At 72.3% G+C, this 13,571-nt stretch carries 9 protein-coding genes; 6 read left to right on the top strand and 3 right to left on the bottom strand.

Going from position 1 to position 13,571, the window contains the following annotated elements; translation table 11 throughout:
• The first annotated feature begins 20 nt into the window (after positions 1-20).
• A complete protein-coding gene (locus ACH4N1_RS25660; protein WP_398100443.1) occupies positions 21-971 on the top strand; it encodes a bifunctional riboflavin kinase/FAD synthetase in 951 nt (316 codons plus the stop codon).
• Between the two features lie 79 nt (positions 972-1,050).
• On the opposite strand, the gene ACH4N1_RS25665 is transcribed toward ACH4N1_RS25660, so the two are convergent.
• The 3 genes from ACH4N1_RS25665 to eccE all read right to left on the bottom strand — a co-directional run bounded on the left by ACH4N1_RS25665 (position 1,051) and on the right by eccE (position 6,850).
• On the bottom strand, positions 1,051-4,416 hold the full coding sequence (locus tag ACH4N1_RS25665) for an SCO5717 family growth-regulating ATPase (protein ID WP_398100445.1): 3,366 nt from the start codon (positions 4,414-4,416) through the stop codon (positions 1,051-1,053).
• A gap of 338 nt (positions 4,417-4,754) precedes the next feature.
• Complete coding sequence (locus ACH4N1_RS25670; RefSeq protein ID WP_398100447.1) at positions 4,755-5,519, bottom strand: hypothetical protein; 765 nt, start codon at positions 5,517-5,519, stop codon at positions 4,755-4,757.
• Entirely contained in the window at positions 5,516-6,850 is a 1,335-nt protein-coding gene (eccE, locus tag ACH4N1_RS25675) for a type VII secretion protein EccE (RefSeq protein ID WP_398100449.1), read from the bottom strand. Before eccE ends, ACH4N1_RS25670 begins: the two co-directional genes overlap by 4 nt.
• 198 nt (positions 6,851-7,048) lie before the next feature.
• Between eccE and eccB the strand changes: the two genes are divergently transcribed.
• The 5 genes from eccB to ACH4N1_RS25700 all read left to right on the top strand — a co-directional run bounded on the left by eccB (position 7,049) and on the right by ACH4N1_RS25700 (position 13,540).
• Positions 7,049-8,575 carry a type VII secretion protein EccB gene (eccB, locus tag ACH4N1_RS25680; protein ID WP_398100451.1) on the top strand — a complete coding sequence of 509 codons (1,527 nt, stop codon included), beginning with the start codon at positions 7,049-7,051 and terminating at the stop codon, positions 8,573-8,575.
• 14 nt (positions 8,576-8,589) lie between these two features.
• Positions 8,590-9,828 carry a type VII secretion-associated serine protease mycosin gene (gene mycP / locus ACH4N1_RS25685; RefSeq protein WP_398100453.1) on the top strand — a complete coding sequence of 413 codons (1,239 nt, stop codon included), beginning with the start codon at positions 8,590-8,592 and terminating at the stop codon, positions 9,826-9,828.
• Between the two features lie 311 nt (positions 9,829-10,139).
• Positions 10,140-10,523, top strand: coding sequence for a hypothetical protein (locus ACH4N1_RS25690; protein WP_398100455.1), 384 nt, complete (start codon positions 10,140-10,142; stop codon positions 10,521-10,523).
• Positions 10,523-12,238 (top strand): hypothetical protein, encoded by a 1,716-nt coding sequence (locus ACH4N1_RS25695; protein WP_398100457.1) that lies wholly within the window; start codon positions 10,523-10,525, stop codon positions 12,236-12,238. Before ACH4N1_RS25690 ends, ACH4N1_RS25695 begins: the two co-directional genes overlap by 1 nt.
• Positions 12,239-12,331: 93 nt before the next feature.
• Complete coding sequence (locus ACH4N1_RS25700) at positions 12,332-13,540, top strand: S8 family serine peptidase (RefSeq protein ID WP_398100459.1); 1,209 nt, start codon at positions 12,332-12,334, stop codon at positions 13,538-13,540.
• Positions 13,541-13,571: the final 31 nt, after the last annotated feature.

Genomic DNA, 13,571 nt, shown 5'->3' on the forward strand with positions numbered 1-13,571 from the left:
GGGTTCGAGGAGCGGTCACAGTGCAGCGCTGGCGTGGCTTGGAGGACATCCCCCAGGACTGGGGGCGCAGCGTCGTCACCATCGGCTCCTACGACGGCGTCCACCGCGGACACCAGCTGATCATCCGGCACGCGGTGGACCGGGCCCGCGAGCTGGACGTGCCCTGCGTCGTCGTCACCTTCGACCCCCACCCCAGCGAGGTCGTGCGCCCCGGCAGCCACCCGCCGCTGCTCGCCCCGCACCACCGCCGCGCCGAGCTGATGGCGGACCTGGGCGTGGACGCCGTCCTCGTCCTCCCCTTCACCACCGAGTTCTCGAAGCTGTCGCCCGCCGACTTCGTCGTCAAGGTCCTGGTCGACAAGCTGCACGCCAAGGCGGTCGTCGAGGGCCCCAACTTCCGCTTCGGCCACAAGGCCGCGGGCGACGTCGAGTTCCTCACCGAGCAGGGCAAGGTCTACGACTTCGAGGTCGAGGTCGTCGACCTGTTCGTCTGCGGCGACGCGGGCGGCGGCGAGCCGTTCTCCTCGACGCTGACCCGGCGCCTGGTCGCCGAGGGCGACGTGAAGGGCGCCGCGGAGATCCTGGGCCGTCCGCACCGCGTCGAGGGCGTGGTCGTGCGGGGCGCGCAGCGCGGCCGGGAACTGGGCTTCCCCACGGCGAACGTCGAGACCCTCCCGCACACCGCGATCCCGGCCGACGGCGTCTACGCCGGCTGGCTGCACGTGGGCGACGAGGCGATGCCGGCCGCCATCTCCGTCGGGACCAACCCGCAGTTCGACGGCACCGAGCGCACGGTGGAGGCGTACGCCATCGACCGCGTCGGCCTCGACCTGTACGGCCTCCACGTGGCCGTCGACTTCCTGGCGTTCGTCCGCGGCCAGGCGAAGTTCGAGTCCCTGGAAGGGCTGCTCGAGCAGATGGCGGTGGACGTGAAGCGCTGCCGGGAGCTGGTGGCGGAGGCGGGCCGGTAGCAGCCCGCCCGCTCCCACGACGGCGAAGGGCGGCCGGTGTCATCGGACACCGGCCGCCCTTCTTCCGTCGCCGGTACCGCTACCGCTGCGGGGGCTGCGGGGGCGGGGTCTGGCCGTCCGGGCCCTGGGGGTGGGGCGGGTAGGCGGGCTGCTGCTGGTGCTGCTGGTCGTGGTGCGGATAGGGCTGACCGGGCTGCGGCGCCTGCGGGTACGGCTGTTGGGGCGCGCCGTACGGCGGCCGGCCCTGCGGGGGCTGGCCCTGCGGCGGATAGGGCTGACCGCCCGGCTGCTGGGGCGCGGCGGGATACGGCTGGCTGCCCGGCTGCTGGGGTGCCGCGGGATACGGCTGGCCGGGCTGCGGCTGGGCCTGGTACTGGTAGGGCTGCGGCTGACCCGGCAGGGGCGGGGCGGCGACCGGCGGCGGGTTGCCGTCGTTGGTCCACAGGCCGTGCATCTGCTGGTGCCGGACGAAGTCCTCCGCGACCAGCGCCGCGAGGTTGAAGTACGACTCCCGCACCTTCGGCCGCATCATGTCGAGGTCGACCTCGGCACCGGCGGCGAGGTGCTCGTCGAACGGCACCACCACGACACCCCGGCACCGCGTCTCGAAGTGGCTGACGATGTCCTCCACCTTGATCATCTTGCCGGTCTCGCGGACGCCGGAGATGACGGTGAGGGACCGCGAGACCAGCTCGGCGTACCCGTGCGCGGACAGCCAGTCCAGCGTCGTGCTGGCGCTGCTCGCGCCGTCCACCGACGGCGTCGAGATGATGATGAGCTGGTCCGCGAGGTCGAGCACCCCGCGCATGGCGCTGTAGAGCAGACCGGTGCCCGAGTCGGTGAGGATGATCGGGTACTGCTTGCCCAGGACGTCTATCGCGCGCCGGTAGTCCTCGTCGTTGAACGTCGTGGAGACGGCCGGGTCGACGTCGTTGGCGATGATCTCCAGGCCGGAGGCGGCCTGCGAGGTGAACCGCCGGATGTCCATGTAGGAGTTGAGGTACGGGATCGCCTGGACGAGGTCACGGATCGTGGCCCCGGTCTCGCGCCGCACCCGGCGGCCGAGCGTGCCGGCGTCGGGGTTGGCGTCGATCGCGAGGATCTTGTCCTGCCGCTCGGTGGCGAGGGTCGATCCGAGCGCGGTGGTCGTCGTCGTCTTGCCGACGCCGCCCTTGAGGCTGATGACCGCGATGCGGTAGCAGGACAGCACCGGGGTCCGGATCAGCTCCAGCTTCCGCTGCCGCTCGGCCTCCTCCTTCTTCCCACCGATCCGGAAACGGCCGCCGCCGGCCGTCGGACGGCTGCTCTTCGCCTTCTGCTTCTTGTTGTTGAGCAGTCGGTCGGAGGACAGCTCGACGGCCGCGGTGTAACCCAACGGCGCGGCACCGGGGTTGACCGGCTGCCGCTGATCGTGCTGGATCGGCTGCGGCCAGGCGGCCCCGGCACGGGGGTCGACGGGGGCCTGGGGAGACTGGGGAGGCTGGGGCGCGGGAGCGCCCTGCGGCGGCTGGGCCGCCTGTGCCGCGTGCGGCGGCTGCCCGGGGAAACCCTGGGGGGAGCCCGGCGGGAACCCCTGGGGCGGGGTTGCCTGAGGGTGGCCGTCCGGCTGGTGGGGGATACCGGTCTGGGCTTGAGGGGGCTGGGGCGCCTGCGGTGCTTGCGGAGCCGGGGCCGGGGGCTGGGGGAAGCCGTAGCCGGCGGGGGTGAGCGGCGCCTGCGGGGCGGTCGGCGCCTGCGGGGCAGGAGGGGCCGGGACCTGGTGGGGGCCGGGCGCGGGCGGCTCCGTGGCGGCCTGGGGCTGCTGGGGGAAGCCGTAACCACCGGGAGCGGCGGGGGGCGTGGGAGCAGGGGGCTGCGGGAAGCCGTAGCCCGGCTGTGAGTGGGGTGCGGGGGGCTGCGGGAAGCCGTGACCGGCCTGCGCGTCGGGTGCGGGCGGGGTGCCCGGCTGCTGCTGGGTGGCAGGGGCGGGCGGCTGGGGGAAGCCGTACCCGGCCGGGGGGTTGGCCGCGGGGGCCGGAGGCTGCGGGAAGCCGTAACCGCCCTGCGCGTCGGGCATGGGCTGGGGCTGTTGCGCGGCGGGGGGCTGCGGGAAGCCGTACGCCGGCTGGGGCGCGGGCTCCGCCGTCGGTGCGGCGGGCGGCGCGGGGGTCCGGGCCGCCGGCGGTTGAGCCTGCGGCTGGGCGGGCGGCTGCGGAGCCGCCGGGGCCGGTGCGGGGGCGGGCGGCTGCGGTTGCGGTTGCGGCTGAGCCGGCCACTCGGCCGCCGGGGCGGGCGCGGCGGGCTGGTACGACGGCGGCAGCGGCGGCAGCCCGCTCTGCGGGGCCGGCGGGGGAGTCCAGGCGGGCGGAGCGACCGGCGGGGCGTCCTGCGGAGTGGCCGCGTCCGTGAGGACGGCGTCCGACGGCGGGGCGACCGGTGCCGCGTCCGCTGCGGTCGGCGGCTCGGTCCCCGCCGGGCCCTCCGGCTCGGCGGCGGGCACGTCGTCCGAGGGGTCCTCGTCCACCGACTCCGCGTCGGTGGACCCGGTGGTGGACCCGGCGGTGGAATCCCCGGTGACGGCGGACCCGGCCGCGGGAGCCGCGTCGTCCTCGGCGCTCGGTCCGGCGTCCTGCCGGACCCCGTCCGCCGCGCCGGAGGCAGCGCCCTCGGACGCCGCTTCGCCGGACCCGGCCTCGGCGTCCGTCCCCCCGGTGTCCGTCTCCTCGGCCTCCGCCCCGGAGGGAGGAGTCTCGCGGACCTCGTCGCGCGCGGCCCCGGCGTCACCCGCGGGGGCCGCGGCGTCCGCCCCGTCCGCGCTGCCGTCCGCGCCGCCGGCCGTCGGGTGCTCCGTCTCGGCCCGCTCCGCGAGCTGTCGCTTCAGGGCGACCGCCGAGAAGCGCATGGTCGCGCCGCTCTCGAGATCGCCGTTCCCGGAACCGCCCTCCTCCCCGGCGGCGGGCGCCGCGGTCGGCGGCTGCTGCGGCTCGAACCCGGCCTGCGCCGGCAGCCGGGGCACGGCGACCGGCTCACCGACGGGAGCCGGCGAGGCCACGGGCGGCGCGGGCGGGGCGAACGGCGCTCCCGGGGCGGGAGCCACGGGCGGCGGGTACGGCGCCCCGGCCCCGGCCGCCGGTTCGGGCGCGGGCGCGGGCGCAGACGGTGTGACCGGTGCGGGCGCGGGCGGCGCGAAGGGAGCCCCGGACACCGGAGGACCCGGAGGCGCGTACGGCGCCCCGGGCGTCACGTTCGGGTGGGCCGGCGGAGCCGACCCACCGGCACCCGCGGCCGGTCCGGTGCCCGACCCGGTGTCCGACCCCGAGTCGCCCGCAGCGTTCTGCGTGTACCAGGCGGGCGGCGCGTAGTCGATGGTGAACTCGCCCGTCGTCTCGATGGCGGACTCCGCGTCGGTCTGGTCATCGCCGGGTGTGGCCCAGCCCCCGCGGATCCCGTCCCGATCGCTGCTCACAGTTCCTCCTGGTGTGGTCGAGCACCCTCAAGCCGTGCCGGGGCGACCGTTTCTCGTCGTACGCGGTGGTCCGAGGCCGTCTGGGGTCGTCCTGAGTACCGGCTTCCCCCCGGGACGCCGACGCCCACCCCACGGTTTCCGGCATCGCGCCCGGCACCAGCCTAATCATCGGATGCCCCGCCCAGGCAGGCCCGCCCACCCTCGGCACCAGTCCATCACGTCACCGGCCTCCCGACGAGTGACCTCACGTGCGTCACGCCACAACAAAACGGCCATAACGCCCCAACTGCCGTACGTGACAGCGGGAAAGAGGGAAACCGGGGAAGCCGCGGACCGGCTCAGTCCATCCGCCGGGGTGTGCCCAGCAGCCCGATCTCCGCGTCCGTGGGCTGCGTCATCACGTACTGCCGGTCACGGTCGGCGCACCACAGGGTGAAGCCGTCGGCGAGCGTCGGCAGGGCCTCCACGTCCGCGCGCGGCAGCGCCAGCGCGCGGCCCAGCTCCGCCGACTCGTCCGGCGAGATCCGCTGCACGCCGACGAGCCTGGCCTGCCGCAGCAACCGGGGGGCGACCGGGGAGAGGTACGGCAGCAGGGTGAGCACGGCCTGCCAGGGCCCGGAGGCGACGCGTCCGCGCGGCGGGCGCATCCCGCAGTCCCGCACCACCAGCACCGGGGTGCCCGCCGACGCGCCCTGCGGGGGCACCCGGCCGACCTCGTACACCGCCAGGCCGTTCTGCCCGCCGCCCATGGCGTGCACCATCTGCGCCCACGCCTGCGGCCGGCCCGTCTCCACGGCCACCCGCGCTCCGGTGGCCGCCGCCCTGAGCGCGAGCACCTGCGCGGTCCACAGACCCCCGATCAGGACGACGTCGTACGGCGTGGGCCGGTTGATGCCGAGGACGGCGGGCCGGCCCTCGGCGTCCACCCCGATGACGACGCCGTCGTCCCCGATCGGCAGCGCCAGCGCGCCCAGTTGATCCACGGACACCGAGTGCCGTGCGTGCCGCGGACCGATCAGCCCGAAGCCGGCGCGCGGCAACCGGTGCCCCGGGGCGCCGGAAGAAGGCTCGGGTGCGCCGCTCCGTGCCGTCGTCGCCGTCATCGCACACCTCCGAGGGGCAGCGTGGCCAGGATGCCGGGCACCTGTTCGCGGTCGAGGCGGGCGAGCCCCGCGCCGGTGTGCCGGGCCGCGCCCTCCACCGCGCGCCTGGCCGCCACGAGTTCGTCGTCACTGCGTCCCGTCACCCGGACGTGCCCGCTCAGGGACACCTCCTGCCGCTCGCCGCGCGCGAGGGTGAGGCTGAAGGTCGTCGCCAGCGCCGGGACGGCGGTGACCAGGGCGACGAACTGCGGCAGCGACGGACCGCCGCCACCGCCCAGCGCGGGCCACCGGCGCACCCAGTACGTCGTGTGCCGCCGGTTGTCGCACCGCCAGCTCCGGCCGGACTCCTCGGTGCGCCGGTCCACCGCCCCGGTCCGCCCGGCCTCCGCCGTCACCAGCGGGTTGGCGCACACCGAGGTGGCGAGGGCGGCCGTCAGACCCTCCTCGTCGAGCACGGTCGCCCGGAACCCGGCGCCGGTGAGCCGGCTCGCCAGATGGTCGGCCGCCCGCACGACGCACCTCTGCGCGCCGACGAGACCGCCGCCGCGCGCGGCGACGGCCTCCGGGCACAGTTCCGGATCCAGCTTCAACGCGATCCACGTGATGCGCACCGCCGGTGCGCCGGTCTGCTCCTGCAGCGGCGCGTAGTTGGCGACGGCCACGGACTGGCGCGGCAGGTGCAGCGCGGGCGCGGGCTGCGTGTGCAGCACGATCTGCGCGGACTCCAGACGGATGCCGTCCACGTCGAGCGCGTCGTGCACCAGGGCGACCGGCAGCGGCTGCCGGCTGCGCTCGGCCCGCAGCGCGGTCGCGTCCGCCTCGACCTGGAGCACGGCGGTGACGAACGTGCCGTCGCCGACGATCCCGACGGGCCGCCGGTCACGGCTGCCGTACTCGTAGGTGCGCAGGCTCGGGTCGCACTCCAGGGCCGGGGCGAACCCCGGCTCGGTCCCGGGCGGTATCTCCAGCTTGGCGGCCTGCCGGCGGCGCACCTTCAGCGCCCGCGCGGTGGCCAGCCACTCCGGGAGGGAACGGCCCCGCCGGCGCGCCACCGAGAGCACCACCAGCACCGCCGCGACGACACCGGCCACGCCCAGGGCCACCGGGCCGATCACCCAGCCGACCAGCAGGACGGCGGCCGCGGTCTCCCACAGGACGAGGCGTTGCAGCCGGAACGCCCCGGCGGCCCCCGAACGCACCTTGAGATGGAGCGCTCCCGAGGCCCCCGACGCCGCCGACCGCTGCGACGCCTGAGGCGGCTGCGGTCCGGACGCCGAGGAGCCCCGCGTCCGCGACCGGCCACCGGAGCGCACGCGCGTTCCCGAAGCCATCACTCCATCTCCCCGTTCTGCTCACGACCCGCCTGTAAACCGGCACCCCACCGGGCACTTGACGGCCCGGGAACCCTACCCGCTCCCCAAGTCCCCGCGGATACCAGGCATAGTAGGGGGCCGCTCCGACATCGGGGGCGGGGGACCGCGTCACCCGCGCGTGCGGCCCGGACGGAAAACGGGGAGAGACACAGACAGATGGCATCCCGGCGCGATCAGCTCAATGCCTACACCTTCGCGAAGCGCCGCATGCTCGCGGCCTTCCTGCAGTCGTCGCCCGACGGTTCGGAGGAGGGGGCGCCGCGCCCCCTGCGGTCCGTCCTGCCGGGCATCGTCGTCGGAGTGATCGTCATGGCGGTCTTCGGGGCGTGGGGCATGTTCAAGCCGACCGCGCCCAAGGGCTGGGACGAGCCCAACGCCAAGGTGATCGTGGCCAGCAAGTCCACGACGCGGTACGTCGTCCTGAAGACCGACGGCCAGGTCCAGCTCCACCCCGTCCTCAACATGGCCTCCGCCAAACTCCTCCTCGCCGACGGCCGGGGCGACGTCGTGACCGTCGCCGAGTCCGTCCTCGACAACGGCAAGATCCCGCACGGCGTCACCATCGGCATCCCGTACGCGCCGGACCGGCTGCCCCCGGCGTCCGAGGCGGGCACCGGCAAGCGCTGGGTGGTCTGCGAGCGTCCGGGCGCGGGCGGCGACGGCTCCGTCCAGAAGGCCGCGCTGGTGCTCTCCTCGCGCGACATGGAGCTCACCGACGGCAAGGGCCGTCTGCACGGCGGCCAACTGCTCTACGTGGCCGACCCGGACGGCAAGCGGTACGTCGTGGACGCGAGCGGCGCCGTCTACCCCGTCGACAAGAGCGAGGAACTGCTGCTGCGCGCCGTGGTCGGATCCGGCCGGGAGCCCCAGCGGGTCTCCGCGGAGTGGCTGGCCACCCTGCACCCGGGCGACGCGATCACCTTCCCGGCGGTCACCGGGCAGCCGGGCGCGGCGGCCGGGGCGCCGGGGCAGCTGGACGCGGCGGTCAACAAGGTCGGCATGGTCCTCAAGGCGTTCGACAACAACACGGAGCAGTACTACGTGGTGCTGCCCGGCCGGGTCGCCCCGGTCTCCGCCTTCATCGCCCAACTGCTGCTGTTCAGCGAGGAACTGGCCCCCCTCGGCCAGGCCGGGCAGGCCCACGAGGTCAGCCCCGGCGCGATCGTGCCGGGCCAGGCGTTCGGCACCGAGCACAACTGGCCGGCCGGCGACCCGGTGCCCGTCAACGAGGCGTCGGCCGCCTCCGGCAGCCGCAGCACGATCTGCAACGTCCTGCGCGACGTGGACGCCGGCTCGGGCGCCACCACCCTCAGCACCTGGGTGGGCACGGACTACCCGGCCAAGCTGCCCACCGGAGCCTCCAGCGCCTACGTCACCCCCGGTTCCGGCCAGCTCTACCGCCAGTTCCAGGGCGAGCAGACCAAGACCGGCCCGGTGTTCCTCGTCACCGACACGGGCCTGCGCTACGTCCTCCAGTCCAACGCCGACAGCGCCACGGACGACGCCGGGATCGGCACCACGGCCAAGGAACGCGAGCAGCTCCAGCGCGAGGCGCAGCAGGCCCAGAACCGGCTCGGCTACAAGGACGTGGACCCGGCGCCGATCCCCGCCGCCTGGTCGGAGTTCCTGCCGACGGGCCCGCGCCTGTCGACGGCCGCGGCACGCCAGCCGCAGGGCTCGTGAGGAGGCGGACGACAATGCTTCGTACGACGCTGGCGGCGGCCGCGACGCTGCTGACGACGGCCACGGTCCTCGCACCCCCCGCCGGGGCGGCCGGCAAACTGCCCTACTCCGACCAGTGCAGCTTCCCCAACGGCCTGTATCCGGGCCGCCCCTGGTCCCTCCAGCGCGTCCTCCTGGACGAACTGTGGAGCCAGTCCAAGGGCGAAGGCGTGCGGGTGGCGGTCGTCGACACCGGCGTGGACGTGAAGAACCCGCAGCTCACCGGCGCGGTCGACGCCAAGAGTGGCCGCAACCTCCTGCCGAAGAACCTCAAGGACGAGAACGGCGACCCGATCGAGCGGGGCGCCGAGAACGGCACGACCGACACCGTCGGGCACGGCACCAAGGTCGCCGGCATCATCGCGGCCCGCCCCGCCGGCGGCACCGGCTTCGTGGGCCTCGCACCCGAGGCCACGATCATCCCGATCCAGCAGAACGACGCGGAGGGCCACGGCGACACGGGCACCCTGGCCGACGCGATCCGCTACGCCGTCCAGGCCAAGGCCCAGGTCATCAACATCTCCCAGGACACCTCGCAGGCGGCCCGCCCCGACCCCGACCTCGAGAAGGCGATCGACGAGGCGCTGGCCCAGAAGATCGTGGTCGTGGCGTCGGCCGGCAACGACGGCGTCGGCGGCAACACCAAGAAGACCTACCCGGCGTCCTACGAGGGCGTCCTCGCGGTCGCCGCCTCGGACCGCAACAACGAACGCGCCTCGTTCTCGCAGTCCGGCGACTTCGTCGGCGTGGCGGCCCCCGGCGTCGACATGATCTCCACGGTCCCGCAGGGCGGCCACTGCTCCGACAACGGTACGAGCTTCTCGGCGCCGTACGTCGCGGGCGTGGCGGCCCTGATCAAGGCCAAGCACCCCCACTGGACCGCCGGCCAGGTCGTCGCCCAGATCGAGCAGACCGCCGAGCGCACGATCGCCGGCCACGACCGCCTGGTCGGCTGGGGCGTCGTCGACCCGGTCCGCGCCCTGACGGAGGACGATCACCCGATCGAGTCCCCCAGCCCCCAGGACGGCCTCACCCGGGCGAAGGCCCCGACGGCCGCGAAGTTCCAGGTGGGCGAGACCCCCGACGAACGCAACGCCCGCCTCGCCACGTACGTGGCCGTGGCCGCCGCGGTCCTCGTCGCGGGCCTCGGCGGCACGGCGGTGGCGATCCGCGACGCACGGCGCCGGGCGCGGAGGGTCGCGGGGGCGAGGTGAGTACGTGAGCGGGTGCGGAATAGGTACCTGCACGGGCGGCATCCGGTGCCGTCCCCGGCAAGACTGGTCCACGGACCGACCGTTGCTCCTTCCGTGAAGAATCGGTGAAGCCCCGCCGGGTAGTAGCAGACCTGTTTCGTATGGCAGTTGGGGCTGTCGGAGGAAGTCACTACAGTGGACACGTTGCGGTCATGAACACCTGAGGAGCGTGGGCTGCCCAGGATGGCCGCCGACAACGGGGAACGGGGAGGGAAGGCTTCGTGCTTCCTGCAGACACAGGCGGTGGTGCCGCCGACGTACGGCGTGGCCTGATGGCGCTTTCGACGTTCAAGAAGCGCGTGGACGACCTGCTGACCGCCTTCGAGGACTCGGCGGGCGGCTCGTCCAAGGTCGCGGCGCACAGCCTGTCGGAGACCGCTTTCGGGACGGGCAACTTCCCGGAAGCGAAGACACTTCACCTGGAGTACGAGCGCGTCCACGAGCGCATCACGACGCTCTCCAAGTCGCTCGGCCTCCAGCTCGAGGCGATGCAGATCGCCGTCCACGGCGTGGACGTCACCTTCGACAACCTCGAGGACGACCTGCGCTACCGGTTCCACGAGATCCGGACCGAGGTCAACCAGGACCGCACCGAGATGCTGAACGAGCACCTCAAGCGCGACAACAAGGCCGACCACACGGACGCGGGGTACTGATGAGCGGCGGCGACAAGAAGCCCGACCACTACCAGGCCGAACGCCAGGACGCGGCCCACCAGAACTCCACCGTGGACAACGTCAGGAACGTGGCCGCCGCGGTCAGCCCGTTCTACACCGGCGCTCCCGTCAACTTCGGCAAGACCAGCTTCGAGGGCTACGACCTCAACGAGATGATCGACATCGTGGAGTCGGCGAGCCCGGAAACGCTGGAGAGCGCGGCCAAGGCCCTCGTCGACGCCCGGGACGCCATCAAGGAGGCCGCCGACGAACTCAGTCGCAACCTCGGCGCCGTCGACTGGGAGGGCGAGGCCCACACCGCGTTCTACACCTGGGGAATGGACCTGACCACCACGGCCCAGGCACTCGCCGGCTACGCCGACGAGGTGGGCACCCAGATCCTGGCGGCAGGCTCCGGCCTCGCCTCCGTGCGCAAGTCCATGCCGCCACGCGACACCCGCACCGACCGCAAGACGGCCGACGACTTCCCCCTGCCCGCGCAGGTCGACTCCAACAAGGACTACGCGGCAGCGGTCAAGGCCGAGAAGGACCGCCAAGAGGCGATCAACCAGATGTACCGACTGGCGTCGTTCTACACGGTGTCGAGCGGGATGATGCAACTGGCGGAGGAACCGGTGTTTCCTAAGATGCCGGATGTGGGGGTGCCGAAGCCACCGCCAGGTTATAGACGTCCGGACGAACCGCCGGTAGGGAGTGAGTCGCTTTCCCGGATGGCCGATTCAGGTACCAATAGCCACCGGACTGTGAATGCTGACGTGGGGCGTTCACGTACGGAGGATTTGCCGTCGTCCCACAGGATTGAGGGCGACTTTGCCGCGGTCCCGGAACCGCACGTGGGCACTGAGATTGACAGTGTTGGCACTTTGCCACCCCAGGACACCACGAAACCGACGGTTGTCATGCCGTCGTCGCCGACCGGTCCCAGCGGAACTCCGACAGGAACGCCTCCTCCCGTTGTCCCTGCTCGTGTTCCTCCAACCCTTCGCGGACAGGTCGGGCGTACACCGGGTTTTGGAGGGGTGCCGGCAGGCAAGCTACCCAACTCGGCCCAGGGGCGCATCGGTGGTGTGCCGGGTGGTGGTACCGGTGCAGGGCGTACGGGGACCGGCCCGATGGGACCAGTAGGACGTGCGTCCGTTCCAGGCCAGGCAGGCGGCCGTGGCGGGGTTCCTATGGGACGTGGCGTTGTCGGCGGGGTACCGAAAGCCGTGGGGCAGGAAGCCGGACGTACCGGGGGCGTTCCCCGAGGCCCGGTCAATGGCATGGGGGCCATGAACCCCGGGCGCTCCAGCTCCGGACGCTCCGGTGCCGGACGTACCGGTGACGGGGTCGTCGGCGGAAGGCCTGTCACTGGCGGTGCCTTCGGTACCAACCGTTCCAGATTGCCGCGTGGCACGGTCGTCGGTGGTGAGGGTACGCCGACTTCGCGCGCCACGGGCGAGAGGCCCGGTCAGCGTGGGGTGATCGGTAAGCCAGGCCCGACGGGCGCGGGCCCGGGGCAGGCCGCACGCCGCCCTGCCGCCAGCACTGAGGGCGTGGTCGGAATGCCCAAGGGCCGAACTCCTGGAAACAGGAACGGTAGAAACACGTCCGGTGATCCGGGCATGACCCGCGGTGCCACACGCAATCAGAGTTCCAATAAGAAACGTTCGCGCCGTGACGAGCGGCGCGATGACGCGTCGTCGACCGACTGACTGACAAGAGCGAGGACAGGCAGAGGCATGGTGGCAGGGAGCAGCCGGCGCAGCGGCCGGAGCGCGTCTTTCGCGGGGCGGAACAGGAGACGTGTGTCCAGCGTCTGTTCAGCACTCGGCGTCTTGGCAGTTCTCTCGGCGGGTCTGGCTCCGAGCGCATCGGCCGCCGACGTCCAGTCGCAGCAGTGGTACCTATCGGCGATGAAGGCCGAAGAGATGTGGAAGGTGAGCACCGGCAAGGGCGTCAAGGTTGCCGTTGTCGATACAGGTGTCAACCCTGACACACCTTCGCTGAAGGGGCAGGTACTCACTGGCGAGGTATCTAAAGCTATCGGCTACAAGGCCACTGAAGACTACCTGGGCCATGGGACGAGCATGGCGGAACTCATCGCCGGAACGGGTGCAGGCGACGGTTTGAAGGGCCTAGCTCCGGGAGCGAAGATCGTTCCTTATCGAATTGCACTCAGGGGTCTGAAAGATAAAGCGGAAGAGAAAAAGGCGCCCGATCCGGCAACGGTGGTACGGGCTGTTGCCGACAGTGATGTAAAGATCATCAGCATGTCCTTCGGCATTGACGTTGACTTTCCTGAAATGAGGGCAGCCATCGAGTATGCTCAATCCAAGGGAAAGTTGATGATTGCCAGTACGGGAAATGATGCGGAGGGTAAGAACTTCATCGGATTCCCGGCCGCTTACCCTTATGTTGTCGGCGTCGCCGCTTCGGACGAGTCTGGGAAAGTCGGGAAGTTCTCGGAACACGGCAACTACGTCGACCTGGCGGCTCCTGGTCTCGACGTGCCCACCTGGTGTGACGAGAAGTTCCGGTCGTACTGCGTCAGCCTGGGAACGAGTATCGCCACCGCCATCGCCTCCGCCTCCGCCGCCCTGATCTGGTCAGCCCACCCCGACTGGACGGCGAACCAGGTCCTCGCCAGCCTGATCGACACCGCCGGTCGTGACTGGGCGAAGAACGATCCGAGCACGTACCTGGGCTATGGACTGATCCGCCCCCGCAAGGTGCTGGAGAACAGCGACTTCAATCCTGGCGCAGCCGACACCGACCCCCTCGCCAAGGAAAACACGGTGGGCGTCACAGGCGACGACACCTCGTCCTCCCCTTCCGCATCAACCTCGTCACAGGCCTCGAAAAACCCTTCGGGCGGCCAGACTTCGGCGGCAGGATCGAGCGCGGACTCCTCCGACGACAACACCACGATGTGGGTCACCCTCGGAGCCGCGGCAGCCGTTTTGGTGATCGGCGCCGGCGCCTTCGCGGTGGTGCGTTCACGGCGCGGCGCATGACGAGCGACGTACCACGACCAGCCACACACAA

It is taken from the genome of Streptomyces sp. NPDC017202, assembly GCF_044331705.1.
Classification (GTDB): Bacteria; Actinomycetota; Actinomycetes; order Streptomycetales; family Streptomycetaceae; genus Streptomyces.